This is a genomic window from Sphaerisporangium aureirubrum (assembly GCF_042658925.1).
Taxonomy (GTDB): Bacteria; Actinomycetota; Actinomycetes; order Streptosporangiales; family Streptosporangiaceae; genus Sphaerisporangium; species Sphaerisporangium aureirubrum.
Genome location: NZ_JBHSRF010000112.1, coordinates 1 through 22,896, shown reverse-complemented (window position 1 = coordinate 22,896; position 22,896 = coordinate 1). Strand labels below are relative to the sequence as shown.

20 protein-coding genes are annotated in these 22,896 nt (G+C 72.7%); 11 read left to right on the top strand and 9 right to left on the bottom strand.

What is annotated here, in order from left to right:
• Positions 1–262 precede the first annotated feature (262 nt).
• On the top strand, positions 263–658 hold the full coding sequence (locus tag ACFP1K_RS38210; RefSeq protein ID WP_380762904.1) for a response regulator transcription factor: 396 nt from the start codon (positions 263–265) through the stop codon (positions 656–658).
• Positions 659–666: 8 nt separating this feature from the next.
• Here ACFP1K_RS38210 and ACFP1K_RS38205 read toward each other — a convergent pair whose 3' ends face one another.
• The 3 genes from ACFP1K_RS38205 to ACFP1K_RS38195 form a co-directional block, all read right to left on the bottom strand.
• The gene (locus tag ACFP1K_RS38205) at positions 667–3,570 is read right to left on the bottom strand and encodes a helix-turn-helix transcriptional regulator (protein ID WP_380762901.1); all 2,904 of its coding nucleotides are present in this window, start codon (positions 3,568–3,570) and stop codon (positions 667–669) included.
• A 76-nt stretch (positions 3,571–3,646) separates the two neighbouring features.
• On the bottom strand, positions 3,647–4,039 hold the full coding sequence (locus ACFP1K_RS38200; RefSeq protein ID WP_380762906.1) for an ATP-binding protein: 393 nt from the start codon (positions 4,037–4,039) through the stop codon (positions 3,647–3,649).
• A gap of 91 nt (positions 4,040–4,130) precedes the next feature.
• A complete protein-coding gene (locus ACFP1K_RS38195) occupies positions 4,131–5,561 on the bottom strand; it encodes a glycoside hydrolase family 16 protein (protein ID WP_380762898.1) in 1,431 nt (476 codons plus the stop codon).
• Between the two features lie 878 nt (positions 5,562–6,439).
• Here ACFP1K_RS38195 and ACFP1K_RS38190 point away from each other — a divergent pair.
• Entirely contained in the window at positions 6,440–7,435 is a 996-nt protein-coding gene (locus ACFP1K_RS38190; RefSeq protein WP_380762896.1) for a LacI family DNA-binding transcriptional regulator, read from the top strand.
• 131 nt (positions 7,436–7,566) lie between these two features.
• On the opposite strand, the gene ACFP1K_RS38185 is transcribed toward ACFP1K_RS38190, so the two are convergent.
• The 3 genes from ACFP1K_RS38185 to ACFP1K_RS38175 all read right to left on the bottom strand — a co-directional run bounded on the left by ACFP1K_RS38185 (position 7,567) and on the right by ACFP1K_RS38175 (position 11,646).
• Positions 7,567–8,784: a hypothetical protein gene (locus tag ACFP1K_RS38185; protein WP_380762894.1), complete on the bottom strand. Its 1,218-nt coding sequence runs from the start codon at positions 8,782–8,784 to the stop codon at positions 7,567–7,569.
• A gap of 286 nt (positions 8,785–9,070) precedes the next feature.
• A complete protein-coding gene (locus tag ACFP1K_RS38180; protein WP_380762891.1) occupies positions 9,071–10,450 on the bottom strand; it encodes a cellulose-binding domain-containing protein in 1,380 nt (459 codons plus the stop codon).
• Between the two features lie 218 nt (positions 10,451–10,668).
• On the bottom strand, positions 10,669–11,646 hold the full coding sequence (locus tag ACFP1K_RS38175; protein ID WP_380762889.1) for a winged helix-turn-helix transcriptional regulator: 978 nt from the start codon (positions 11,644–11,646) through the stop codon (positions 10,669–10,671).
• Between the two features lie 286 nt (positions 11,647–11,932).
• On the opposite strand from ACFP1K_RS38175, the gene ACFP1K_RS38170 reads away from it, so the two are divergent.
• The gene (locus ACFP1K_RS38170) at positions 11,933–12,850 is read left to right on the top strand and encodes an LLM class F420-dependent oxidoreductase (RefSeq protein WP_380762887.1); all 918 of its coding nucleotides are present in this window, start codon (positions 11,933–11,935) and stop codon (positions 12,848–12,850) included.
• Positions 12,851–12,943: 93 nt separating this feature from the next.
• On the top strand, positions 12,944–13,135 hold the full coding sequence (locus ACFP1K_RS38165) for a hypothetical protein (protein WP_380762884.1): 192 nt from the start codon (positions 12,944–12,946) through the stop codon (positions 13,133–13,135).
• Positions 13,136–13,199: 64 nt separating this feature from the next.
• Here the strand turns inward: ACFP1K_RS38165 and ACFP1K_RS38160 are convergent, their stop codons facing one another.
• The gene (locus ACFP1K_RS38160; RefSeq protein WP_380762881.1) at positions 13,200–13,520 is read right to left on the bottom strand and encodes a DUF3817 domain-containing protein; all 321 of its coding nucleotides are present in this window, start codon (positions 13,518–13,520) and stop codon (positions 13,200–13,202) included.
• 68 nt (positions 13,521–13,588) lie between these two features.
• Complete coding sequence (locus ACFP1K_RS38155; RefSeq protein ID WP_380762878.1) at positions 13,589–14,464, bottom strand: SURF1 family protein; 876 nt, start codon at positions 14,462–14,464, stop codon at positions 13,589–13,591.
• Positions 14,465–14,573: 109 nt separating this feature from the next.
• Here ACFP1K_RS38155 and ACFP1K_RS38150 point away from each other — a divergent pair, with 109 nt between their 5' ends.
• The gene (locus ACFP1K_RS38150; RefSeq protein WP_380762876.1) at positions 14,574–14,744 is read left to right on the top strand and encodes a hypothetical protein; all 171 of its coding nucleotides are present in this window, start codon (positions 14,574–14,576) and stop codon (positions 14,742–14,744) included.
• A gap of 175 nt (positions 14,745–14,919) precedes the next feature.
• The gene (locus ACFP1K_RS38145) at positions 14,920–16,377 is read left to right on the top strand and encodes a flavin-containing monooxygenase (RefSeq protein WP_380762873.1); all 1,458 of its coding nucleotides are present in this window, start codon (positions 14,920–14,922) and stop codon (positions 16,375–16,377) included.
• Positions 16,378–16,421: 44 nt separating this feature from the next.
• Here ACFP1K_RS38145 and ggt read toward each other — a convergent pair whose 3' ends face one another.
• Positions 16,422–18,233, bottom strand: a complete 1,812-nt coding sequence (ggt, locus tag ACFP1K_RS38140) for a gamma-glutamyltransferase (RefSeq protein WP_380762870.1) — start codon at positions 18,231–18,233, stop codon at positions 16,422–16,424.
• A gap of 161 nt (positions 18,234–18,394) precedes the next feature.
• Between ggt and ACFP1K_RS38135 the strand changes: the two genes are divergently transcribed.
• The 5 genes from ACFP1K_RS38135 to ACFP1K_RS38115 form a co-directional block, all read left to right on the top strand.
• Entirely contained in the window at positions 18,395–19,531 is a 1,137-nt protein-coding gene (locus ACFP1K_RS38135; protein ID WP_380762867.1) for an ATP-binding protein, read from the top strand.
• Positions 19,528–20,175: a response regulator gene (locus ACFP1K_RS38130; protein WP_380762864.1), complete on the top strand. Its 648-nt coding sequence runs from the start codon at positions 19,528–19,530 to the stop codon at positions 20,173–20,175. The genes ACFP1K_RS38135 and ACFP1K_RS38130 overlap by 4 nt, the downstream gene beginning before the upstream one ends.
• A gap of 160 nt (positions 20,176–20,335) precedes the next feature.
• Entirely contained in the window at positions 20,336–20,614 is a 279-nt protein-coding gene (locus tag ACFP1K_RS38125; protein WP_380762862.1) for an SHOCT domain-containing protein, read from the top strand.
• Positions 20,611–21,378 (top strand): SDR family NAD(P)-dependent oxidoreductase, encoded by a 768-nt coding sequence (locus ACFP1K_RS38120; protein ID WP_380762860.1) that lies wholly within the window; start codon positions 20,611–20,613, stop codon positions 21,376–21,378. The genes ACFP1K_RS38125 and ACFP1K_RS38120 overlap by 4 nt, the downstream gene beginning before the upstream one ends.
• Before the next feature lie 658 nt (positions 21,379–22,036).
• Positions 22,037–22,896 (top strand): sulfite exporter TauE/SafE family protein (locus tag ACFP1K_RS38115; protein ID WP_380762857.1); only part of this gene is annotated, 860 nt, incomplete at its 3' end.

The window sequence follows — 22,896 nt, the reverse complement described above, 5'->3', positions numbered from 1 at the left end:
GTTGGGGGTTGGCAGGAGGGCCTCCTGGGGCGCGGGGGGGTGGAGGTGAGGACCGGCAGGGTGGGGGGTGGGGCGGGGGGATGGAACGGGATTCTGTGGATGAGGTGGGGTGGGGAGGGTGGCAGGTGGGAGAGGTAGCGGGGCTTTACCAGGGGGGATGAGGGTTCGTTGAGTGGTCCGAGGTGGGGGTGTGGATAACTTGGGGGCGGGGAGTTCGGGGAAAGGTGCACGGGGGGCGGGTTGAGGGGTTAGCCTCGCGGCCGTGGACGACGTTCTGGGGCGGGTGCTGGTGGTGGATGACGATGAGGTCATCCGGCAGCTCATCGCGGTCAATCTCACGCTTGAGGGATTTCACGTGGAGACCGCCAGTGATGGGCAGGACTGCCTGGAGCGGGTGGGGGTGGTGCGGCCGGATGTGATCACGTTGGACGTGATGATGCCGCGGCTGGACGGCTGGATGACGGCTACCAAGTTGCGGGCCGGGGAGAGCACCCGGCACATCAAGATCATGATGATCACCGCGCGGGCGCAGGAGGACGACAAGAAGCGCGGGCTCGGGATCGGGGTGGACGCCTACCTCACCAAGCCGTTCGATCCCGCCGAGTTGATCCAGGTGGTGCGGGATCTGGCGCTGGCGTCACGGACGACCAGCGGCTGAGCCGGGGGCTATCGGCGGTGGTGGTGGGCGTGGGCGGCTGCCTGAGTCCTGGAGGAGACGCCTAGTTTGGCGAGGATGTTCGAGACGTGGACGCTCACCGTCTTGTTGGCGATGAAGAGGCGTTCGGCGATCTCGCGGTTGGACAGCCCCTCGGCCACCAGGGACAGGACTTCCTGTTCGCGGGCGGTCAGGGTGGTTAGGGGGTCCTTGGGGGGTGCCGGCGCCGGTGTGGTGGTGGTGAAGCGGGCGCGGCGGCCGAGGTCCTCCAGGGCGCGGTGGAGGGGGGCGGCGCCCAGGGATTCGCTTTCGGTCATGGCGGTTCGCCATTCCGTCAGGGCCTCGTCGCGGGCACCGGAGGCCAGGAGCGCCTCGGTGAGGCGCCAGCGGGAGCGGGCCACTTCGTAGGTGAAGCCGAACTGGAACGCGCGCAGGACGGGGCGCCAGGTGTCGGGGGTCGCGGTGCCGTTCACGCGGTGCCATTCGGCTTCGGCTCTGGCCAGCCAGGCTTGACCTTCCAGGCCGAGTTCGCCGCGCTTGCCCGATCCGGGGCCGACGGTGGCGGCGTCCCGGGCCTTGTTGAGCAGGTCGTCGGCGCGGGTGCGCGACGCCTGGGGGTGCGTGCGGGCCGCGTCATCCAGGTCAGGACGGGGGCGGCCGGAGGTGGGGTCGGACAGGTCCGCCAGGGCCCAGAGGCCGGTGGCGCAGATGCGGATCAGGACGGGGTCGAAGGGCTCGACGACGTCCAGGATGGCGTTGACGTGGTCGAGAGCGGTCAGGGGGTCGCCGTTCCAGAGGGCGTGTTCGGCGGCGAGGCCGCGGACGATGTACGTCACCAGTTCGTCGTGCCAGAAGGGCTCCAGCCAGGCGAGCCGTTCCTCGACGACGGCGTCGCCCCGGGCGACCTCGACGAACAGCGCGAAACCGGACAGCCGGGCCTCGGGCAGCCTGCCCACCCGGACGGCGAAACCGGCGGCCAGCGCCCCGGCCTCCTTCCACTCGCCCGCCACGTAGTGGATCAGGAGGCGGAGGAAGCGCAGGTCGGTGCCGTAGTGGCTCCAGGACAGGCCGGTCTCGCGGGCGTACGCCACGCCCCGGTCGGCGGTCTCGGCGGCGGCGACGAGGTCGCCCCGCTCGTACTGGATGCGCGCGTGGTGGAAGAGCGCCCGCAGGTCGATGGGAAGGTTGCCGGACCGGATGGCGCTCGCCTCGGCGAGCAGGTCCTGCGCGCACGCCGGGTCGCCCTCGATCTCGTACACCATGGCGAGGGAGATGAGGGCGCTGGACTCGGCGTCGCGCACCTCCGCGGCCCGCGCCGCCGCGAGGGCCTGGCGCGCGAGGTCCTTGACGTCGTCGTGCCGCGGCGACCACAGCAGAGCGCGGGCGTAGGTGGCGAGGCAACGGGCGAGGACGCAGGCGTCGAAGGCCGCGTCGGGACCCTTCGCCGGGGTGGTGCCGGCGAGGGTGACGGCGGTGTGGGCGGCCTCGATGGCGGCGGGAGCGGAGCCCGCGTCGATGAGGTAGTAGGCGAGGCGTTCCCAGGCCTCGGCGGTCGGGCCCTCCGTGGCGAGCAGCTCGCGCATCTGGCTGACGGCGCGCTGCGCGTCGCCGCTCTCGTCCACCGCGGCGGCGGACAGCAGGGACAGCCGCATGCGGCCGATGCCCGCGACCTGCTCGGCGTCGCGCACCCGGGGCCACAGCGCCAGGGCCTGGTCGTAGTGGCGGTGGGCCTCGACGGGGGCGCCGAGCGCGTCGGCGCGGCGTCCGGCCTGGACGGACGCGGCGAGCGCGCCGGGGAGGTCGTGGCCCGCCAGGTAGTGGTACGCGAGCTCGGCGGGTGAGTCGTCCAGCAGCCGGGTGAACTCGCCGTGCAGGCGGGTGCGCTCGCCGGGGAGCAGGTCGGTGTAGACGGCCTCGCGCAACAGGGCGTGCCGGAACATGTAGCCGTAGTCCCCGTCCGGCAGGAGCAGCCCATGGGAGACGATCTCCCGCATGGCCTCTTCGAGCTCGGCGTCGTCCAGGCCGGACACGCGCTGCAGCAGGTCGTGGTCGATCCGCCGCCCCGCGACGGCCGCGGCCCGCAGCACCCGCTGCGCCGGGTCGGCCAGCCGTTCGACCCTTGCCAGCAGCAGGTTCGCCAGGCCGTACGGCAGGCCGTCGGCGTCCAGCAGTTCCTCGGCGTAGAACGGGTTGCCCTCCGCGCGTTCCACGATCTTCCCGATCAGCTTGGCGTCGGCGCCGCCGAGCGTCACGAGGTAGTCGGCCATCTCGCCGTCGTCCAGCGGCCCGAGCCCGACGACGGTCACGGACGGGAGGCGCTGCAGCTCGGCCAGCAGCGGGCGCAGCGGGTGCCGGCGGTGCAGGTCGTCGGTGCGGTAGGTACCGACCAGGCAGACCCGCTCCCGCTGGAGCATGCGGCTGAGGAACACCAGCAGGTCACGGGTGGATCTGTCCGCCCAGTGCAGGTCCTCCAGGACGAACAGCACGGGCCTGGTCTCGGCCAGCTCGGCCAGGAACGCGAGGGCCGACCCGAACAGCCGCTGCTGCGTCAGCCCGGACCCGGCCTCCCCGTCGCCGTCGGACCAGGTGCCGCGGACCAGGCCGTTCAGCAGGGGCCGCGCCTCGATCAGCGGCGCGATCCCGGCGTCCCGCGCCGCGCCGCGCAGGGCGTCCGCCAGCGGGAGGTACGGCAGGGTGTCCCCGAGTTCCGCGCACTGCCCCGTCAGGACGGCGAATCCCGATGCCCGTGCCCGTTCCACCAGCTCCGTGACCAGCCGCGTCTTGCCGATGCCCGCGTCTCCCCCGACGACGGCCGCCCCCGGCTCCCCCTCCGCGGCGCCGGTGAGCACGGCGACCAGGCGCTCGAACTCTTCCGCCCGCCCGATGAGCGCGCCACCCGCCTGCCGCCACGTCACGTTTGGGAGTATTTCACGCCCTTACGACAACTCCCGCTGATCACGACGCCGGAGCCCTCCTCACGAGCAGGCCCGGCTATCCGATCTCGAACCACACCACCCGATGGGCGCCGTCCTGCCGCCAGCCCCATGCCGAGGACAGCTCCTGGACGAGCCACAGGCCCCGGCCGCCCTCGACGAGCGGGTCCGTCCGCTCGGGGATCCTCGGCGCGGTCGTCGCCGAGCCCTCGTCGATCACTTCGACCCGCACCGCGCGGCCGTCGCCGTAGACCCGCAGCCGCACCGTCCCGCCGGGCAGGCGGCCCGAGTCCGAATGCTTCACGGCGTTCGCGGTGACCTCCCCCACCAGGAGCGCGACGTCGTCCCCGTACGGCCCGCCGGCCACCCGCAGGAGCTCGCACGTGTACTCCCGCGCGAGCGCGACCGAGCCCGGTCTGCCCGAGAGGTCGACGCAGCCGAGCAGATTCATGGCCGTCACCGTTTCTCCCGGTCCGCGGCCGCCCTTCCCAGGGATCGGGGCGGCCCGCAGCCCTGCTGGGCTGCGGGCCGGGATCGGAGGGTCAGCTGAAGGTGAACCAGTTGAGGTTGGTGTAGTCCGACGGCTGTCCGCTGCTGAAGGTGATGTAGACGGTGTGGGTGCCCGTCGTGGCGGTGATGTTGGCGGGCACGGTGCGCCAGGACTGCCAGCCTCCCGTGTTGCCGACCGCGAAGTCACCGAGCGGGGGGTTGGAGAGGCTGTCGAGGCGGACCTGGACCAGGCCGCTGACGCCGCCCCCGGCGCCGGAGGCCACCCGGGCCACGAACTGGGTTACGGGGGTGGAGCCGAAGTTGACGTTGTCGAAGCGGAGCCAGTCGCCGTTGGCGATGTGGGAGACGTTCTGGCCGCCGCCGGAATCGGTCGTGGTCTCCACCTGGATGCCGTTCTGGGCCTGGTAGCTCTCGGCCTGGATGGTGGAGCGGGCGTTGACGCCGCCGCCGGGGTTGCTGGGGGTGGGGGTCGGGGTCGGGGTCACGGTGGGCGTGGTGACGGTGCCGCTCTGCCAGACGGCGACGTAGTCGACGAGCATGGGGCGGCCGGAGACGGTGGCGGAGGTGGGCGTGCCGGTGCCGGCGACGCCGTTGGGGAAGGCGCCGCCCATGGCCACGTTGAGCAGCAGGAAGTAGCCCGCGTGGCTGGTCATGTTGTTCCACGTGGTGGCGTCGAGCTGGCCCTGGCTGACGGAGTGGTACTGCTGGCCGTCGACGTACCACCGCAGCTGGTTGGGTGTGACGCTGCGGTCCCACTCGAAGCGGTAGGCGTGCATCGCGGACTGGCAGGTGGAGCCGGGGCAGGCGCGGTTGGCGCCGAGGCCGTTGAACTCGTTGCACGCGCCGCCGGGGGCGGTTCCGCAGTGGAGCACGCCGTACACCGCGTTGAGCCCGTTGACGTTCTCCATGATGTCGAACTCACCGACGGCGGGCCAGTTCTGGTAGTTGCCCCGGTACGGCGCGCCGAGCGCCCAGAACGCGGGCCAGTAGCCGAGGGCGGCGCTGCCGGTGACGTTCGGCATCTGGATGCGGCCCTCGATGCGCAGGATCCGTCCGGCCTCGGGCTTGAAGTCGGTGCGCCGGGTCTCGATGCGTGAGGACGTCCACTCCCCCGACGAGGTCCTGATCGGCGTGATGCGCAGGTTGCCCGAGCCGTCGAGGCTGACGTTGGAGGCGTCGGCGGTGTAGTTCTGAATCTCACCGGTGCCCCAGTTGCCGGGGCCGCCGGGGTAGTTGTGGCCGGTGCTGAAGATCCAGTTGCTGGAGGACGGGAGGGAGTTCGCGGCACCGTTGAAGTCGTCGGCCCACACGAGGCTCCAGCCGCTCGGCGTGGACGGCACGGCGGCGCGGGCCGGGTCCATGGCGGCCAGCCCGATGACGGGCAGCAGCGCCACGCCGACGGCGGCGATGACGGTCCGGAGGCGGGTGCGGCGACGGGGCGGCGGTTCGGCGGTGGTGCTCATGGTCATCCTCATCTCTTGGGGGGCCGGGCCGCACAGGGGACGTGACGGCACGGGGTAGGGACGGGACCGGAACTGGACACGAGCTGCGACGCGGGCGAACGGGAGAGCGGCGGGTCCGGGGGGGGAGGGGGACCCGGGGCACCGGACGACGTAGGGGACGGAGACGGACGGCACCGGAAGCCGGCGACGTGTACGCGCGGCGGGGCCGATCGGCCGTTCGGGCACCGCACAGCGCGGGGTACCGAGGTTGTTCGCGTTGGTGTAACGCAGGTGTAACGCTCTCCGGGCGCTGACGTTAGATGGCTCCACAAGTGCCTGTCAACCATGGGGGAAAGTTTCTTTAGATCATTGAGAGCGCTCTCTAGTAATTGCCCGTGAGAGTGCCGCCGAAATGATGTCGGGTCCCTGCCGCTACCAGGCATGACCCGTCAGCGGCAGGTGGAGCCGCCTGATATGACGCATGGAAACGGGCACCCCTAATCTTGACGAGGATGAGGGCCGGGCGCACGCTGATCCGAGAGCGCTCTCCCCAAGATCGTTTATAATCGCTCGGGAAGGAGGGGTGCGACGGCGTTCACCGAGGCGCGCGGCGAGGCCTGGGACGGCCGTCGCCGCGTGAGCGTGCGCGCACGCGCGGCCCGCGCGGTGAAATGGCGGGTACGGCGCGGAATAGACGCGCGCGAATCGGCATGATCCCCGGTACATTTTCCTGGTCAAGGGGCCATGCGGGAAAGACGGGGGCGGATGGCGGTCATCATCGAGGGCGTGGCGGGGTCGCCCGTACCGGGGGCGCGGGCGCGTCTCGTAAGGTCATCACGGGCGGACTTCGAGTGGCACGATGGTTACCGCCGGAGGCCGAGAAAGACAGGGCGCACAGTATGAAACGACCCACTCTGGAGGCGGTCGCCGCACGGGCAGGCGTCTCCCGGGCCACCGTCTCGCGGGTCGTCAACGGCCAGGCGACCGTGACCCCGGAGATCAGGGAGTCGGTCCTGCGCGCGGTGAACGAGCTCGGGTACGTCCCCAACTCCGCCGCCCGCAGCCTGGTGACGCAGCGCACCGACTCCATCGCTTTAGTCATCTCCGAGCCCGCCACCCGGGTGTTCTCCGACGACCGGCTGTTCTCCATGGTGATGCGCACGGTGAGCAGCGAGCTCGAGGCCGTCGACAAGCAGATCGTGCTCATGCTCGCCAGCACGCCGCGCAACCACGCGCGGGTGGAGCGATACATCTCCGGCGGGCACGTCGACGGGGTGTTGCTGCTGTCCATGCACGGCGCCGATCCCCTGCCCGCCGCGCTGACCCGCATGGGGGTGCCGGTGGTGTCGTACGGGCGTCCCGCCGTGGCGGTCGAGCTGCCGTACGTCGACAACGACAACGTGGGCGGGGCGGCGTCGGCCGTCCGGCATCTGCTGGACACCGGGCGGCGGCGCATCGCCACCATCGCGGGGCCGCAGGACATGATCGGCGGGCAGGACCGGCTGACCGGGTACCGGGACGCGCTGCGCAACTCCGACCGGCGGTCGATCGTGGCGGTGGGGGACTTCACCCGGGCTTCCGGGGCCGCCGCCATGCGGCAGCTGCTGGAGGACGACCCGGCGCTGGACGCGGTGTTCGCCGCCAACGACGCGATGGCGATCGGGGCCTTGAAGACGTTGCGCACGGCGGGGCGCCGGGTGCCCGACGACGTCGCCCTGGTGGGGTTCGACGACATCGAGGCGGCACGGTACACCGATCCGCCGCTCACCACGGTGCGGCATCCGATCACCGAGCAGGCGACGGCGATGGTACGGCTGCTGCTCACGCCGCCGAAGGACCGGGTCAGCGATCACATCATCCTGCCGAGCGAGCTGGTGGTCCGCGAGTCCGCCTGAGCCGGGCGCCGTACGACGGCGCCGAGTTCGCCGCACCACGTCCCGCCGTACCGGCGTACCGGCGCCGGAAAAGCTCGCGTCCTCCAGGCGCCGGGGACGGGCGGAGCGCCGAGGCCGAGGGCCAGGGAAGGCTACGGGGTGTGGCCTAGGGCTGGGGGGATTCGGGAGAGGACGTTGTAGGGGACGAGGCCGTAGGCGGAGAAGTCGGTGGCGTCGGCGCCTGCCGCCTTCACGGCGCGGACCTTGGCGGCCAGGCGGTCGGTGGAGTCGGTGTCGGGGAGGCCGGGGCGGAGGATCACGCGGAGTTCCCGGTCGTTGCCTATGGAGCGGCGGTAGGCGCCCACGTCGTCGGCTACCCGGGCGGGGTCGCGGGCGTAGGCGAGGACGCCGAAGGAGGGGACCAGGTCGCCGAGGGCCACCAGGTCCACGCCGAGTTGCCAGGCGTCGTGGGCGGCCAGGCCGGCGGGAGGCAGGCCGTCGCGGTAGCCCTTGCGGTGGCCGGTGCCGTCCAGGAAGGTGAGTCTTGAGCCCTCGGCGGCCACGGCGGTGGAGACCTCGCTGACCAGGGACGTCACGGTCTCCGAGCGCGCGCGGGCGTAGGCGACGACGTCGGGGCCGGCGTAGGCGGTGAGGGCGGCGCGGGTCACCTCGCCCTGGGCGGGGGGGTCGCCGGAAAGGACGTCGCCGACGATGCGGGCGCATTCCTCGCGGGCGACCTCGGCCTTGACGCCGAGGTCGGTGGCGCGGCGCATGCACCAGGGGCAGAAGCACAGGCCGAACAGGAACTCGTCCATGGGGCCGAGCGGCACGAAGCTGCGCTCGTGGCGATGGCCCTGGTCGAAAGCGCCGAAGTGGAGCGACTCGGCGACCACGCTGTCCACGCCGAGCCTGGCCACCGAGCGGGCCAGCGCGACGGCGTACAGGCGCACGTCGGGCTGCGCGGGGCACAGGCTGGCGGGGAAGCCGCGCCCGCCGAAGCAGTCCAGGACGGTGACGCCGGGGTCGGCCAGCCCGAGGGTGATGTTGTGCAGGAAGACCGCCCAGCCGTGCAGGGCCATGCCGCGGTCCAGGGTGGCCTCGCGCAGTACGGCCAGCGGGCCGTCGGCGGCGCCCTCGCGCACCGGAGGGGTGAGGCGCAGGTCCTTGAACAGGTCGGGCGGGGGGACGAAGTGGACGCCCTCGGCGCGCAGGGTGACGCGGGAGCCTCCGTGCGGGGTGACGTCGCGGGCCGCGTGGTAGGCGGCGGCCACCGTCACCTCGCGCACGCCGTACCCGGCGATCCGGTCGAGGACCCGGCCGATACCTTCGTCCCGGACGTCCTCGACATAGAGGTAGACCGAAGCGTCCACTACAGCCGTGCCTTTCGCCGATCCGCCGCCGATGACCCAATGTCCCCCGTGACCCTATATCGCCACGCGGGCGTGGTCCGTCCACCGGAAGTCAGCCCCGGGCGAACGGATCAACGGCCACCGCCTCCGGCGGGGACATCGCCGCCGGACGAGCGGGTGCCCTGGGGCGGACGGGTCCGCGCCAGGGCGAGTAGTGCCCCATGCCCGGCGGACGGAGTGCCGTTCGCCGGGCCCGCCGCCGGCCGGGCGTGCCTCGCGGCCGGCGGCGGGGGCTTTTTCCCGGGGGTCAGCAGGCGATCGGGGACGAGCCGAGGGCGACGTCGTCGTACCAGATCGTGTCCGAGTCGCTGCCGTAGCTCTCCCAGCCGAGACGGAGGGTGGACGGGCGGGGGGCGATCGTGCGGCTGAGCCACTGGGAGTCGATGTCGCGGGTGGGGGTCTGGTCGAGGTGGAGGCCGGCGACTTCCTGGTTGTCGACGTAGGTGCTCATCGCCTGGCGGGTGGTGTCGATCTGGTAGCGCAGGCACACCCAGCGGTTGGTGGGCAGCGGGACGCTCAGCGCGACGCCGGTGGGGCTCTGCTCGGGCAGCGTGGCGTCGTCGGACTCGCGGTTCCACTGCAGGGCGCGGTTCTGGCCGCCGATGCGCAGGTCGCGGCTGCCGTTGGCCGAGTCCGCCATGGTGATCATGGTGACGTGGCCGGCGGGCAGCGCGGTGGTGTGCCGGACCCACATGCGGGCGTACACGACGGGGCCGACCGTGGAGACGTTCCTGGTGGTGCCGACGAAGATGTGGTTGCAGTAGTTCCCGCCGCCGCTGATCCGCAGGGACTTGCCGCCGCTGCGCGCCTGGGCGGTGTCGATGGTGGCGGTGCCGGTGCCCGAGCAGTTGGGGGTCACGACCTGCCATTCACCGGTGGGGCTCCCGTTCTGGTCCTCGAAGCCGGAGCAGACGACGGCGCCGGAGCATCCGGTGCCACCGGTCGGGGTCACGGTCGGCGTCACCGTGGGGGTGACCGTGGGGGTCACGGTCGGGGTCACCGTGGGCGTGACCGTCGGGGTCACGGTCGGCGTCACGGTCGGGGTCACCGTGGGTGTCACGGTCGGGGTCGCGGTGGGCGTGCCGCCGTCGCAGGCGACGCCGTTCAGCGTGAAGGCGGTGGGCAGCGTGTTGGACGAGCTCCACGTGCCCTGGAAGCCGAACTCGGCGGAGGCCCCGGTCGCCACCGACCCGTTGTACGAGAGGCTGGCCGCCCGCACCGCCGTGCCGCTCTGGGTGACGGTGGCGTTCCAGGCGGAGGTGACCCGCTGGTCGCCGGGCCAGGTCCAGCCGAGTGTCCAGCTGGTGACGGCCGCCCCGAGGTTGGTGAACTTGACGGACGCGGTGAACCCGCCCTGCCACTGGTTGTTCCGCCACTCGACCCGGCAGACGGGGTCGGCGAGGGCGGCGGCCGGCATGGCGGCCGAGGCGCCGCGCATCGGGGTCAGCATGGCCAGCACCGCGACCATGAGAGCGAACAGGGCCCCCCACCACAGCGCGGGCCGCGCGCGCACTGCGGCGTGGACGGTGACCGTCCCCCCGCCGGGGGCGTGACGCCGGGTGAACGGCGCCCGGGTACGTCGGACGTGCGGCGAAGGAGGCGTGGGGCCGGGTGTGGGAGCGCTCATGGGGTTGCTCGCTTTCTCTATGGGAGCGCTCCCACGCACCGATCCGGGACCGCTCTGCTCCGCTCGCCCGCCGATGGTTCTCCGCGGCCCGCTCGAATGTCAACAAGCCCGGCGCCCCACCCGCCGTTCAGGCCGCCCACCGCGTTTTACTGATTGAATCTTTCACCTTCGTCGCAGAAGGCGGCGCTCGTCTCCGTGGGACGTCCCACGCTCAGAGGTCACGATTCGAGCAGCTTCCGCGTCGGCGCGTCGAAGGACAGCTCGTCCCGCTCCAGCTCCCCGTCGCAGACGTCGCAGAGCAGGATCGGCCGCAGCGGCGTGCCGCACGGCTGGTGGGTGATGACCAGCGCCGAGCCGTCCGGCGCCGGCAGCTCCCGCTGCGCCCAGTCGGTCAGCATCGTCAGCACGTCGAAGAACGCCAGCCCCTTGTCGGTGAGCCGGTAGACCCGGGAGGCGTCGGCGTCCAGCACACCGAGCTCCACGAACCGCCTGAGCCGGTCGGTGAGCACCGACGGGGCGATGCCGAGCTCGTTCTGGAAGTCGACGAAGCGCTTCACGCCGAGGAACGCCGCGGCCAGCACCGTCGTGCTCCAGCGGTCCCCGAGGATCTCCATCGAGTGCGGGCAGCTGCCGACCCGCCCCGCGGGCAGCCGCACCGGCCGGGTGGTGCGCCGGTGGTGCCGCGGCACGCCGACCCGGGCGAACGACAGCAGCGGGCCGCGCTCGGTACGGGTGTCGCGGGCGTTCATCGGCTCGCGGCAGCCGCCGCAGGCGAGGTACGGCCTGGTGCCGCGCCCGCAGCCGTCGTGGATCAGGGTCAGCATGCCCGGCCGCCGCGCCCAGCCGTGCTCCCAGCTGTAGATCGCCACGAGGTAGCGCCACAGGCGGATGCCCGCGTCGGTCAGCCGGTACTCGTACCGCGTGCGCCCGTCGCGGTAGGCGACCGGTGCGAAGATGCCGTGGGTGACCAGTTCCTTGAGCCGCGCGGCCAGCACGGACTCGGAGATGCCGAGCTCGTCGCGCCATCCCGCGAACGTGCGGACCTGCAGCAGGAAGGCGCGCTGGAGTATGAGCAGCACCCACCGGTCGCCGAGAATGCCGAGCGCCTGCCCGATCGCGCTGATGGCCGGGCCCGACGGGTGCGCGGCGGGCTCCTCCGTGAGCGGCCGGGACGTCCCGGACAGGACCGGAAACATCTTTGTCTCCACCGCGACCACTCTAGACCCATTTTCCGCACATCGCCCTCGATGACCTGGACCGATCACTCACCGTGCTGGATCGTTCCCAGCACCTGACCAGGGGCTTTCGGGCTCGTGCGGAAAACAGGTCTGGACAGCGCACCGGTTTTGAGCGCCATGTCAGCCCGTTGACGGTCTGACTTCTTTTTCCGTAGCTTTTCCAGGGATAAACGGAACGATCCGCTGTTCCGGCGGTCAGGCGCCGGGACGACGGCTTCCCCTCGCCCCGGCAGGAGCATCACGCATGAGGCTCAGCGTCGCCCTCGGGCAGTGGCGGGACCGCCCGCCCGGCGAGGCGGTGCGCACCGCACAGCTCGCCGACCAGCACGGATATCCCGAAGTGTGGGTCGGTGAGCGGTCGACGTACGACGCCTTCGCGCTCGCCACCGCGATCGGCACGCGCACCGCGCAGATCGCCATCACCGTCGGCCCCCTGGCGGTGGGAGTACGCGACCCCGCGATGATCGCGATGGGCGCCGCCTCGGTGGCCGAGCTGACCGGCAGGCGGGTGAACGTCGCGATCGGCGCCTCCAAGCCGATGGTCGTCGAGGAGTGGCACGGCCGGTCGCACGCGGGCGCGGTGGCCGCGCTGCGCGCGTCGGCCGAGGCGCTGCGGCCGATGCTGGCCGGACGGGAGGACACAGGGTTCCCGCTGCGGCTGCCCGCCCCCCACTCGGAGCTGACCGTCGCGGCCTTCGGCCCGGAGGCGCTGCGGGTGGCGGCCGGGGCCGACCGCATGGTGATCAACCTGCTCACGCCGGAGCTGGCGGCCCGGCTGATCACCGATCTGCGGCTGCTGACCAGCACGACCCGGGTGGCCGCCTGGGTGACGGCGGCCGTCGACCCCGACGAGGCGGCGCTCGCCCGGCTGCGCAGGGCCCTGGTGCCGTTCCTGGCCACCCCCCGGTACGCCGCGATGTTCGCCGAGGCGGGCTTCGCGGACGTGGTGGCGTACGCCGGGACCGGCCCGTCGGCGGAGACGCTGGCCGGCGCGATCCCGGACGCGCTGCTGGAGTCGGTGGCCCTGCTCGGCGACTCGGTCGAGATCATGGACCGGCTGGACGCCTACGCCGAGGCCGGGGTGGACGAGGTGGCGCTCGTCCCGATCAGCACCGAGAACGACCCGTGCGGGGAGGCCACGTTGAAGGCCCTCGCGGGCTGAGACGGAACTTCACCTGGTGCGCCGTACGTTGTCGTGGCGACGCAGAATAGGCGTTGGGGGACCGCCCCTTCCGGCGAAGAGAAAGGCCCGGCAATGTCGCCACTCGCCAAGTACTACGTGGGCGCGGGAATCGCCTCCGTCCTCGCCCTGCTGATCCTGCCCTCCCTGGTCGCCTGGCTCATCGTGATCGGGGTCCTGGTCGGACCGGTGGTGGCCTACTTCATGCTGGACGAATCGCAGCGGGCCCGGCTGCGCCGCGTCAGGCGCCGCCAGATCGGGCAGTAGCCCGCGACCGTTCACCGGCGCCGGGACCCGGCCTCGTGGCCGCCCCGGCGCTTTCGCGCGCGCGTCAGGCCGTGGCGAGGGCGATGCGCTCGCGGACGCGCTGGGTGACCTTTCGCTCGATCACGAACGACAGGAAGGGCACGGTGCCGGCGAGCAGCACGCCCAGGATGTACGGCCAGGACCAGCGGGCCTTGAGGCCGAGGTTGAGCGCCGTGAGCAGGTAGACGGCGTAGACGAACCCGTGCACCGGGCCCACCAGGGCGACGGGCGTGGCGTTGCCGAAGCCGTACTTCACCACCATCGCCCCCACCAGGGCGAGCAGCATGCAGCCGACGATGTAGGCCATCACCCGGAAGGGCTTGAGGGCGGAATCCACGACGATCATCTACCTCGGTTGCGGGACGGTCACCACACGATATCCCGGCGGGGGCGCGGTCCCGCCGGGGGGCGGACTCATGCCTGAGGGGTGGCGCCGAGCGCCGGAGCGGCGTCCCTGGGGGGCTCTCCGGCGGACGTGGACGCCTCCTCGGCGGCCGGGCCGCCGGGGCCGTCCTCCGCCGGGCCGTCCGGGCCGGTGCCGTCACGGCGGCCGCGCAGGGTGTCGCGGACGAAGTGGAACCACATGAAGACGGCGAAGGCGGCGAAGATCCACCACTGGGCGGCGTAGGCGAGGTTGCGCCAGGTGAAGCCGCCGGCGACGGTGGGCGGCGGCACCGCGACCGGCTTGACGGCGGGCGCCCCGGGCACCGCGCCCGTGGCGACCACGAAGCCGTCGCGCAGCCGGGCACCGTGCCAGACGTTGACCAGCACCGCGCTGGAGACCGTCTCCACCTGCCCGGCGGGCAGCGGGGCGCCGCGCCGCCTGGCGAAGTCGGTGGGCTCGGACGGCTGGAGCCGCCCGGTCACGGTCAGCTCGCCGGGCGGGACGGCCACCGCGGGGTCGGTCGCGGACGCCACCCAGCCCCGCACGACGGGGATCACGCTGCCGTCCGCCAGCCGCATGGGGGTGAGCAGCCAGAACCCCGCGTCGGGTGAGGTGCCGCCGCCGGTCTCGACGCTCGGCACCCGCTCGGCCACCAGCAGCTGGTCGGCGGCGTCGAAGGTGCCGGTCACCGTGACGCGCCGTCCGAGGGCGGCCACGGGTGTCCCCGGGCCGGGCCCGGTCAGGGAGGTCAGCGCGACGGGGGCGGGGTCCTGCGTGGTGCGCGGCCGTCCCGAGTCCTCGAAGACGCCGAGCTGCCACCGGCCGAGCAGCGTGAACGCGATCAGCACGCCGATCGTCACCAGGTGGAGGCCCACGAGGCGGGGCGACAACAGCGTGCGGAGCATGCACCCACGGTATCCGCCGCCCCCGGCGGTCCCGTCAACGGATCAGGACCGCGAGGCTTAACTGGCATAAACAGCGTCATCTGGCCTTTGAAGTGGCTAAAGTCGTCCCATGTCCGAACCTCAGATTGATCCTGCGGGGAACACCCAGCAGTTCAAGGCCTTCGCCCAGCGCCAGGAGCCAGAGGCGGTCGCGCCCCAGCGGTCGTACCTGGTGCCCGCGCTCGTGGTGGCCGCCGCCGTCATCGTCGTCGCCGTGGTCGTCTTCCTGCTGCTGCGCTGACCCCGTCCCCGGTCCGCCCCGGGGGCCCCAACTTGATCGCATAGTCGCCCGCGCGCCGACGGCCACCGGCCATCGGCGCTTTCGTCGTGGGCTGGACCAGCACAGGGACGCCGATTACATTGGACGGGACCTCCAATACCAGGGCGAACCGGAGTTCCCCGAGGAAGGAGAGCCGATGACACCGGCGGCTCCCGGAATCACGATCATCGGGTCCGGTTTCGCCGGGCTCTGCATGGCGATCAAGCTCAAGCAGGCCGGGTACCACGACTTCGTCATCCTGGAAAAGGCGTCCGACCTCGGCGGCACCTGGCGGGAGAACACCTACCCCGGCTGCGCCTGCGACGTGCCCTCCCCCATGTACTCCTTCTCCTTCGCGCTCAACCCCGGCTGGAGCAGGCTGTTCGCCCCGCAGGACGAGATCTGGGCCTACCTGCGCGAATGCGCCCGCACGTACGGCCTCCTGCCGCACCTGCGGTTCGGCACCGAGGTCCTGGCCATGGAGTACGACGACCGGGCCAACCGCTGGCGGGTCACCACGCCGGACGGGACGTTCACCACGAACGCGGTGGTGTCGGGCACCGGGGCGCTGCACGTGCCGTCCTACCCGGAGATCCCCGGCCGGGAGGCGTTCGCCGGGCCGTCCTTCCACTCGGCGCACTGGGACCACTCGGTCGACTTGGCCGGCAAGAGGGTCGCGGTCGTCGGCACCGGCGCGTCCGCCGCGCAGTTCGTGCCGAAGATCGCCCCGCGGGTGGAGAGCCTGTACGTCTACCAGCGCACACCCCCCTGGGTCATCCCCAAGCCGGACGTCCCGCTGCGCGGCCGGGCCGCCGCCGCGCTGCGCACCCCGGCGGCGCACCGCGCGCTGCGCGCCGCGATCTACTGGTACCTGGAGACCCGCGCGCTCGGCTTCGCCGTCGACCCGCGCCTGATGCGGGTGCACCAGGCCTTCGCCGAGCGCCACCTCGCCGCCCAGGTGCCCGACCCCGCCCTGCGCGCGCGGCTGACGCCCGACTACACCATCGGCTGCAAGCGCGTCCTGCTGTCCGGCGACTACTATCCCGCGCTGCAACGCGACAACGTCGAGCTGATCACCGACCGGATCACCGAGATCCGCGAGCGGTCCGTCCTCGACGCGACGGGCCGGGAGCGGCCGGTGGACGTGATCGTGTACGGCACCGGCTTCAAGGTCACCGACGCGCCCCGCGAGCAGCGGATCATCGGCAGGAACGGCCTGAAGCTCCAGGACGCCTGGCGGGACGGCATCGAGGCCTACCTCGGCACCACCGCGAGCGGCTTCCCCAACCTGTTCTTCCTGCTCGGCCCGAACACCGGGCTCGGGCACAACTCCGTGGTCTTCATGATCGAGGCACAGGTCCGGTACGTGATGTCCTGCCTGCGGCTGCTGTCCACCACCAAGGCGGCGGCGCTGGACGTGCGGCCGGGCACGCAGCGGGCGTACAACGATCGGCTGCACCGGCGGCTGCGGCGGCTGGTGTGGTCCGACGGCGGCTGCACGAGCTGGTACCTCGACGACGACGGCGTCAACCGGGCCGTGTGGCCCGGCTTCACCTTCGAGTTCTGGGCCCGCACGCGGCGCGCCTCGGCCAAGGCGTACGAGCTGCTGCGCTGACCCCCGGGGCGCGCGCGCCTTCGCGTACGCGCCCCGGAGCGAGGTCAGCGGCGGGCCGGGGTCACCACCAGCGCGCTGCCGCCGCCGCGGCGGGACGGCTCGGCGACCGCCTGGAGGCGGCCGTGCGGCAGGAACTCAAGGCCCGTGGCGGCGCCGATCTCGCCGACCGGCGGGCCGGGCACCAGCGTCAGGGTGTGCCCGAGCGCGGTCAGCTCGGCGCCGTACCGGTCGATGAACGCCTGCTCGGCCTGGGTCGCGGCGGCGTTGCGCTGGCTGGCCCGGGGCGCCGCCACCGCCTCGGGCAGCGACATGCCGAACTCGTAGCGGTTCACCAGGATCTGCAGCACCGTCGTGATGATGGTGGCGCCGCCGGGAGACCCCACGGCCAGCACCGGCTTTCCGCCCTTCAGCACGATGGTGGGGGCCATCGAGGAGCGGGGACGCTTGCCGGGGGCGGGGAGGTTGGGGTCGCCGGGGGCGGGGCCGAAGGTGAAGTCGGTCAGCTCGTTGTTGAGCAGGACGCCGCGGCCGGGCACCACGATGCCGCTGCCGCCGGTCTGCTCGATGGTGATGTTGTAGGCCGCGACGTTGCCCCAGCGGTCGGCGACGACCAGGTGGGTGGTCTCCGGGCCCTCGGGCTGGTCGGCCTTGACACCGGGCGGCGGGGCGGCGCCGTCGAGCTGGCATCCCGGGTAGGTGCCGTCCGGCGTGCCGGGCGCGGCGGGGTTCGGCATCGCCGTCGGGCCGATCAGGCAGGCGCGCTCCTTGGCGAAGCCGTCCGACAGCAGCTCCCGCAGCGGGACGTCGACATAGCCGGGGTCGCCGACGTACTTGTTGCGGTCGGCGAAGGCCAGGCGGGACGCCTCGAGGTATTCGTGCAGGCCGGCCTCGGGCAGCGACTCCAGGATGTTCAGCGCCTCGCCCACGGTGGAGCCGCCCGAGGACGGGGGCGCCATGCCGTACACCTCGAGCGGGCCGTAGCGGACCTTGGACGGCGAGCGCTCCAGCGCGCGGTAGGCCCGCAGGTCGCCGGTCGTCATCAGGCCGGGGCGCACCACCCGGGTGGTGCCGGGCCGTACCGGCGGGGTCTTGACGGTGGCCACAAGCTCGGCGCCGAGCCCTCCGCCGTACAGCCACGAGCCGCCACGCTTGCCGAGCTCGCGGTAGGTGTTGGCGAGGTCGGGGTTGCGGAACACCGAGCCGACCGGCGGCGGGGCGCCGCCGGGGAGGTACAGCGCGGCGGTGGAGGTGAAGTCGGCGAACCTTGCGGCGTTCTGCTGGGTCTGGTCGAAGAAGGTCTGGTCGACCACGAAGCCGCGCGCGGCGAGGTCGGCGGCGGGCTTGAGGGCGTCCTTCAGCGACAGGGTGCCGAACTTCTTGAGCGCCAGCTCCCACTGCGCCACGCTGCCGGGCACGCCGACCGACAGGCCGCTGCTGACGGCGTCGGCGAACGGGATCGGCGCGCCGTTCTCCTGGAACGAGGTCTCGGTCATCGCGGCGGGCGCCTTCTCGCGGCCGTCCAGGGTGACGACCCGGCCGTGCCTGGCGTCGTAGTAGACGATGAACCCGCCGCCGGCCAGGCCCGCCGAGTACGGCTCGGTGACGCCGAGCGCCGCGGCGCCGGCGACGGCCGCGTCCATCGCGTTGCCGCCCTGCTTCAGGACGCCGAGCGCCGCCTTGCTGGCGTCCAGGTCGACGGTGGCCACGGCCCCGCCGTACCCCTCCGCGACCGGCACCTTGGCCTGTGGCGCGTGGGTCAGCGCGTCCGGGGACGGCTCGGCGTGCCCGGGCGGGACGACCAGCGCGACGGACGCGACGACCCCGGCGATGGGGAGGGCCAGACGGCGAACGCTCATGGGGCGCACCTCATTCCTAGATCGCACGAGCATTGACTCACAGCTTCACAACAGAGGTCAATGGTGCTCGACGGGCCTGGGCGGCGTACTCCCGGCGCGGTAGCCGGTCCTGCCACCCCCGGACGATGCCGTGGCCAGGGGCTCTGGCGTACCGTTTCAAGGTGCGCGCCCGACGACCCTTCCGCTCCGATTTCCTGGTGCCCTTCGCGGTGGGAATGGTGCAGCTGTGGGGCACCATGGGGGCGCAGCACGGCCAGGTGCGCCCGGGGGACCCCGGCGCCCGCCTGCCGCTCGACGAGCTCGGCGTGGTGCTGCTGCTGATCGGGCCGCTGGCGCTGACCGCGCGCCGCACCCGGCCGGTCCTCGTCCTGTGGGTCAACGCCGCCGTCACCGCCGTGTACATCTGGGGCGGCTACCCGTACGGCCCGGCCTTCCTCAGCCCCATCGTCTCGGTGTTCAACGCCGTGCTCACCGGGCACCGGCGCATGGCCTGGCTCGGGATGGGGGCGTTCTACGCGTTCTTCGCGGCGTACATCACGTTCGTGCTGCCCGCGCCCCGGGACCTGTGGCACCACGGCAGCATCATCGCGTGCATGCTGGTCGTCCTGACGGCCGCGGAGGTCGTGGGGGCCCGGCGGGAGCGGGTCGCCGAGCGGGAGCGGGTCGAGGAGGAAGAGGCCAGGCGGCGGGCCAGCGAGGAGCGGCTCACCATGGCGCAGGAGCTCCACGACGTGCTCGGGCACAACATCTCGCTGATCCACGTGCAGGCGTCCACGGCGCTGCACCTGATCGACGAGCATCCCGAGCAGGCCCGCACCGCGCTCACCACGATCAAGCAGGCCAGCAAGGACGTGCTGACCGAGATGCGGTCGGTGCTCGGCGTGCTGCGCGACGACGCGCCGCGCTCCCCCACCGCCGGCGTGGACCGGCTCGGCGAGCTGATCGAGCGCATGCCCGCCGCCATCCTGCTCATCGAGGGCGCGCCCCGGCCGCTGCCGCCGGGGGTCGACCGGGCGGCGTACCGCATCGTGCAGGAGTCCCTCACCAACGTCACCAAGCACGCGCCCGGCGCGAAAGCCACCGTGACGCTCGGCTACGGCCGCGCCGAGCTGCTCGTCCGGGTCGACGACATCGGCCGCACCGAGCCGGGCCCGCTTGCCGGGGCGGGCGGGGGCAACGGCGTCCCCGGCATGCGCGCCCGCGCCGCGGCCCTCGGCGGCACGCTCGCCGCCGTCCCCCTGCCCGCCGGGTTCCGCGTCGAGGCCCGGCTGCCCATCCCCGCCGAGGACACCGAGTGATCAAGGTACTGCTCGCCGACGACCAGGCCCTCGTCCGCGCGGGCTTCCGCGCCCTGCTGGACGCCCAGGAGGGCATCAGCGTGGTGGCCGAGGCCTCCGACGGCGCCGAGGCCGTGCGCCTCGCGGAGCACCACATGCCGGACGTGGCCCTGATGGACATCCGCATGCCCGGCGTGGACGGCCTGGCCGCGACCCGCGAGATGCCGTCCCCCGTGCGCGTGATCATCCTCACCACCTTCGAGCTGGACGAGTACGTCTTCGAGGCGCTGCGCGGCGGCGCCAGCGGCTTCCTCGTCAAGGACACCGAGCCCGCCGAGCTGATCCAGGCGGTCCGCGTCGTGGCCGCCGGGGAGGCCCTGCTGTCGCCGCGCGTCACGCGCCGCCTGATCGCCGAGTACGCCACCCGTGCCAAGGAGCCCCGCGCCACCGCCGCCCTGGGCCGGCTGACCGACCGCGAGCGCGAGGTGCTGACCCTGGTGGGCAGCGGCCTCACCAACGACGAGATCGCCGCCCGCCTGTTCATGGCCCCCGCCACCGCCAAGACCCACGTCAGCCGCACCATGATCAAGCTCGGCGCGCGGGACCGGGCCCAGCTGGTCGTCATCGCGTACGAGTCGGGGCTCGTCAGGCCGGGCTGGCTCTGATCCCGGCGTACCGCCGCGGGAGTACTCGCGGGCGGGCGGCGGACCGCGCGGGAAGTACAGCGGAACGGGACGCCGGGGCGATGGCAGGGCGGGGCCGGCGGAGGAACGTTGAGTGCGCCGGCCGGGAGGTCCGGGCGGTACTCTAGACGAGGAGACGACGATGCCTTATCCGCACTGGGGGGCCGCCGGGGCGTGGTGGCCGGTCATCCCGCTGTTCTGGGCGTTGTTCTGGGGGACACTCGTGGTGCTCGTGCTGCGGGTCCGCAAGCAGGGCAGGGGGCCGTTCGCCTGGGCCAGGCACATGGGGGCCGGGGCGGGGGCGCCCGCGTCGCCGACCGCCCCGGCGGAGGCGATACTCGCCGAGCGGTACGCGCGGGGCGAGATGAGCGACGACGAGTACTTCCAGCGGCTGTCGGTGCTGAAGGGCGGCGCCACGTGAGTCCGCTCTATCCCGATCTCCAGGGCAGGATCGCCCTGGTGACCGGGGGGTCGCGGGGCATCGGCGCCGAGGTCGCCGCTGCCCTCGCGGCGACCGGTGTGACCGTTGTCGTCAACGGGCGGGACGAGGCGGCCGTCGAGGCCACCGTCAAGTCGATCGGCGAGGCGGGCGGGGAGGCGGTGGGGATGGCGGCCGACGTCACCGACCCCGAGGCCGTCGAGGGGATGCGGCGGGCCTGTGAGGCCGATCTCGGGCCGGTGGACATCCTGGTGGCCTTCGCGGGGGGTGGGATCGTGCGGCCGGGGCCGGTCGAGGACGTGACGCCGCAGGAGTGGCACTCGGTCGTCGACGGCAACCTGACGGCCACGTTCCTGGTGATCAAGGCCTTCCTGCCCGGGATGAAGGCGCGGCGGCGCGGGGCGATCGTCACCATGGCCTCCTCGGCGGGCCGCAAGGCATCCCCGGCCCCCGCACCGTACGCGGCGGCCAAGGCAGGCATCATCATGCTCACCCGCCACGTCGCCGCCGAGGCCGCCCCCCACGGCGTGCGAGTCAACTGCGTCTCCCCCGCCACCATCCTCACCGAACGCACCGCCACCCACCTGACCGGCGACCTACGAGACCGCGTCACAACGCAGTACCCCCTCGGACGCCTAGGCACCCCGCAGGACGTCGCGGGAGCGACCCTCTACCTGGCCTCCGACGTCTCCTCCTGGATCACCGGCATAACACTCGACATCGCAGGCGGCGCCATCATGTCCTGACCCACCCACCTCACGCTCGACCTCGCCGCCAGCGCGATCACGTCCCGCCCCACCCCCACCTCACGCTCGACCTCGCGGGCAGCGCGATCATGTCCCGCCCCACTCCCGCCTCGCGCTCGACCTCGCGGGCAGCGCGGTCATGTCCCGACCTACTTCCGCATCGCGCACGGGTACCCAACTGTCACTGTTGGTCACCGCCATGTACGGTTACGTTACGTAAGGCACCGAACACGCGGGAGGTCGACATGGGGTCCGTCACAGCCACGTCCAAGGCCGTGGCCCCCCCGGCCCGTCGCGAGTGACAACCGCCGCACTGCTCGTCGGCGGGGTCGCCGCCGGGCTGGCCGCCGGCACCGCCTCCTGCACGGCGGTACAGGGCGGCCTGCTCATCGGCCTCGCCCCCCCTTACCGGGGACCCACAACGAGCAGCAAGCACACAGGCGCCGCGCCCGAGGGCGGGGGCACGGCGCCCGCAACACCCAAAAACCAGGTCACGCCACCCACCACCCATGAAGTCCAGACCACACCGCCCAAGGCACCTGAATGCCGCAGCACGACGCCAGCCGGGTCTGAAGACCAGGACCCGGCGCCAGCCGGACCTGAAGACCAGGTCACAGCGCCCGCCGGGCCTGAATGCGGGCGGACCGCGCCTGCCGTGATGTCGTCAGGGGGGGCCGTCGTCGTCGGTGCGTTTCTGCTGGGGCGGCTGGGGTCTCACGTGGTGGTGGGGGCGCTGCTCGGGGTGGTCGGTGGGGCGGCGCGGATTCCCCCTGAGGTCAGGGCGGGGCTGCTGGTGGTGGCCGGGCTTGTCGTGGTCGCGTTCGCCGTGCGGCTGGTCGGGCGCCGGGAGGTGCCGCGTTCGTGTGGGTCGCGCCGTGCTGTGCCGTCCGGTGCGCCGGTGGTGCGCGGGGCGATGCTCGGGGCGGTGACCGTACTGGTGCCGTGCGGAGTGACGTTGAGCGTCGAGCTGGTCGCGGTGTCCAGCGGCTCGGCGCTCGGCGGGATGGCGGTCATGGCCGGCTTCGTGGCCGGGACGGCACCCGCGTTCGCCCTGCTCGGCCTGCTGGTCCGCCACGCCGCCACGACCCGCCTGGTCACCGTCGCCGCCGTCGCGGCCCTGGTGGCGGGGACGGCGACGGTGGGGGCGGGCCTGCGCCTCGGCGGATGGCTGCCCTGGGAGGGTGCGACGACAGGAATCGGGCCCGCCGTAGCCGGGAGCGATGCGGGGCCGGTGAGTGCCGCGGGAGCCGGGGATGATGCGGCCGCGAATGGGAGGGGCGCAGGGCCAGGCAATGAGAGCGGCACAGCACCCAACGGCACAGCACCCAACGGCGCAGCACCCAGCGGCGCAGCACCCAGCGGGGCACCACCCGGTGGGGCGGGGACCGGTGGTGGGACAGGGACCGGTAGTGGGGTGGGGGGAAGTCGGAGGAGACGCAGTCTTAGGAGGACAACGAAGACAACCAACTCCTCCGCTCCCAGAACGACAAGACTGCGATGCGACTTCGATGCGGGGCC

What these genes read in the sequence shown, in the direction of transcription:
- ACFP1K_RS38160 (WP_380762881.1), bottom strand. Translation starts at nt 13,520, where the DNA reads ATGATCGTCGTGGATTCCGCCCTCAAGCCCTTCCGGGTGATGGCCTAC.
- ACFP1K_RS38190 (WP_380762896.1), top strand. Translation starts at nt 6,440, where the DNA reads ATGAAACGACCCACTCTGGAGGCGGTCGCCGCACGGGCAGGCGTCTCC.
- ACFP1K_RS38200 (WP_380762906.1), bottom strand. Translation starts at nt 4,039, where the DNA reads ATGAATCTGCTCGGCTGCGTCGACCTCTCGGGCAGACCGGGCTCGGTC.
- ACFP1K_RS38125 (WP_380762862.1), top strand. Translation starts at nt 20,336, where the DNA reads ATGCCTTATCCGCACTGGGGGGCCGCCGGGGCGTGGTGGCCGGTCATC.
- ggt (WP_380762870.1), bottom strand. Translation starts at nt 18,233, where the DNA reads ATGAGCGTTCGCCGTCTGGCCCTCCCCATCGCCGGGGTCGTCGCGTCC.
- ACFP1K_RS38155 (WP_380762878.1), bottom strand. Translation starts at nt 14,464, where the DNA reads ATGCTCCGCACGCTGTTGTCGCCCCGCCTCGTGGGCCTCCACCTGGTG.
- ACFP1K_RS38145 (WP_380762873.1), top strand. Translation starts at nt 14,920, where the DNA reads ATGACACCGGCGGCTCCCGGAATCACGATCATCGGGTCCGGTTTCGCC.
- ACFP1K_RS38195 (WP_380762898.1), bottom strand. Translation starts at nt 5,561, where the DNA reads ATGAGCACCACCGCCGAACCGCCGCCCCGTCGCCGCACCCGCCTCCGG.
- ACFP1K_RS38180 (WP_380762891.1), bottom strand. Translation starts at nt 10,450, where the DNA reads ATGAGCGCTCCCACACCCGGCCCCACGCCTCCTTCGCCGCACGTCCGA.
- ACFP1K_RS38150 (WP_380762876.1), top strand. Translation starts at nt 14,574, where the DNA reads ATGTCCGAACCTCAGATTGATCCTGCGGGGAACACCCAGCAGTTCAAG.
- ACFP1K_RS38165 (WP_380762884.1), top strand. Translation starts at nt 12,944, where the DNA reads ATGTCGCCACTCGCCAAGTACTACGTGGGCGCGGGAATCGCCTCCGTC.
- ACFP1K_RS38175 (WP_380762889.1), bottom strand. Translation starts at nt 11,646, where the DNA reads ATGTTTCCGGTCCTGTCCGGGACGTCCCGGCCGCTCACGGAGGAGCCC.
- ACFP1K_RS38170 (WP_380762887.1), top strand. Translation starts at nt 11,933, where the DNA reads ATGAGGCTCAGCGTCGCCCTCGGGCAGTGGCGGGACCGCCCGCCCGGC.